The organism is Polaromonas sp. P1_E3, from assembly GCF_056405935.1.
In genome coordinates this window covers 1-2,456 of record NZ_JBFUBD010000390.1, presented here as the reverse complement: position 1 = coordinate 2,456, position 2,456 = coordinate 1, and the positions used below count along the sequence as shown (strand labels likewise).

Below are 2,456 nucleotides of genomic sequence, written 5' to 3'. Positions count from 1 at the left end.
AGGCATGGAACCGCACGCCGGGCAAGGCCGGCCCGCTGGCAGCGCTGGGCGCCGCAGTCCACACGCAAGCCAGCACCGCAGTGGCCGCTGCCGACATCGTCATCAGCATGCTCGAAAGCGGCCCGGTGGTGGAAGACGTGCTGTTCACACAAGGCGTGGCCGCCGCGATGAAGCGGGGCGCGCTTTTTCTGGACATGGCTTCCATCCAGCCCCGTGAAGCGCGCGACCATGCGGCACGCCTGGGTGCCTTGGGCATCGCCCACGTCGATGCGCCGGTCTCAGGCGGCCCGGGTGGCGCGCAAAGCGGCACGCTGGCCATCATGGCCGGCGGCAAGGCGGAAGACTTCGCCCGCGCTCTGCCCGTTCTCAGGCATTTCGGCCATGCTGTCCACGTGGGCCCGCACGGTAGCGGCCAGCTCACCAAGCTGGCCAACCAGATGATTGTGGGCATCACCATAGGCGCGGTGGCCGAGGCGCTGCTGTTCACCGCGCGCGGCGGGGCCGACATGGCCAAGGTCAAGGAAGCGATTACCGGCGGCTTTGCCGACAGCCGCGTGCTGCAACTGCACGGCCAGCGCATGCTGGAGCGCGACTTCGCGCCGCGCGCCCGCATGGACATACAACTCAAGGACATGCGCAACGCGCTGGCCACCGCGCAGGAGATCGGCTTTGAAGCGCCTGTGACGGCGCTGTTTGAAAAGCTCTATGCCCAAGGTGTTGAAAACGGCCTGACCGACCTCGATCAGTCGGCGCTGTTTGTCGAGCTGGCCAGCCGCAACGGCATGAGCTGACTTCTGCCGCCCATGCGGGCACACAGGCACCCTGCTATTTTTATAAAATGGCCCGCAAGTCAGTTCCAACAAGCGCAAGCAGCTATTAAATATATAGCAATCCTACATTATTTGCGCTGACATCGCCCATGAAAAATGCCGCTGCAGATTGCTCCGCAGCGGCATTTTTCTGGGGCGGTCACCGGGGACCGCCTCTAACGTTCAGTCACGCGCCGGCTTGGAAAACTTGCCCGACTTCTTGGCCGCATCACGGGGCACAAATACCTTGCCAGCTGGCTTGGCAAAGCCGCCGGGCTTGCGATTGGCAAAGTCAGGGCGCGGAGCAAAGCCTTCGTTGCGGGCGCCGAAGTTGCGGTCTTCACGCGGCGCGAAGCCGGTGTTGTTGCCGCCACCACCAAAGCCGCGGTCATCCTGACGGCGTGGGCCACGGTCATTGAAACCGGAACGGTCGCCATAACCACCTTGTGGTCCAGGAGCGCGCCCCTGGAAGGGAGCACGGTCGTCGCGGTCGTTGTGACGGGGTGCGCCGAAGCCGCCACCGCCAGCACCGCCGCCAAAACCACCACCGTTACCACCACCAAAGCCACCTGCCGGCTTGCGGCCGGCATAGCCGCCACGATCACCACCACCGCCGCCGAAGCTGCGGCCACCGCGGTCGCCGCGGTCACCACCGAAGTTGCCGCGTGGGCGATCGGAGGTCGGGGCAAAGCGCTGCTGCGGCTCCAGGCCGGCGATCACGCTGGGCTTGAGATTCTGCTGCATGTAGTGCTCGATGTCCTGGATCTTGCGGCGATCGCGGAATTCGGCAATCGTGATCGCCTGGCCTTCGCGACCGGCACGGCCGGTACGGCCAATGCGGTGCACGTAGTCTTCGGCTTTCATCGGCAGGCCGTAGTTGATCACGTGGGTGATCGACGGAACGTCCAGGCCGCGGGCAGCCACGTCGGTCGCGACCAGGATCTGGACGCGGCCATCGCGGAAAGCCATCAGGCGGCGGTTGCGCAGGCCCTGGYCCAGCGCGCCGTGCAGCGCCACAGCGCTGAAACCTTCCTGCACCAGGTCATTGGCCAGGCCGTCGCATTCAACCTGGGTGCAGGCAAACACGATCGACTGGTTCATGGTGGTGTCGCGCAGCGAATGGTCCAACAGCTTGCGCTTGTGGGTCATGTTGTCGGCCCACAGCAAAGACTGGGTGATCGACGCATGCTTTTCATGCGGCGAGTCGATTTCAACACGCTGCGGCTGGCGCATCACGCGCGTGGCCAACTGCATGATGCGCGGCGCAAACGTGGCGCTGAACATCATGGTCTGCTTGCGCTCGATCGTGAGCTGGTTGACTTCGGTCAGGTCATCGGCAAAGCCGAGGTCCAGCATGCGGTCGGCTTCGTCGACCACGAGGAACTGCACCTGGTCCAGCTTGATCTGCATGCTGCGCTGCAGGTCGAGCAGGCGGCCGGGGGTGGCCACCACGAGGTCGGCATTTTGCAGCTTGGCAATTTGCAGCTGGTAAGGAATACCCCCCACCACGTTGGCAATGCGCAGGCCGCGGCAATGGCGAACCAGGTCGATGGCGTCGGCGCAAACCTGTTGGGCCAATTCACGCGTCGGGCACAGGATCAGCGCGCCGGGCGTGGCTGCCTTGAAGTTGCGTGGGCTGGTCGGGTC

Annotated in this window: 2 protein-coding genes; one reads left to right on the top strand and one right to left on the bottom strand. The window is 64.7% G+C overall.

The window, feature by feature from the left end; genetic code table 11:
* The coding region (locus AC1D0Z_RS19645; RefSeq protein WP_477659857.1) for an NAD(P)-dependent oxidoreductase at positions 1-791 on the top strand (791 nt) is incomplete at its 5' end.
* Positions 792-992: 201 nt separating this feature from the next.
* On the opposite strand, the gene AC1D0Z_RS19640 is transcribed toward AC1D0Z_RS19645, so the two are convergent.
* On the bottom strand, positions 993-2,456 hold a 1,464-nt coding region (locus AC1D0Z_RS19640; protein WP_477659856.1), incomplete at its 5' end, for a DEAD/DEAH box helicase.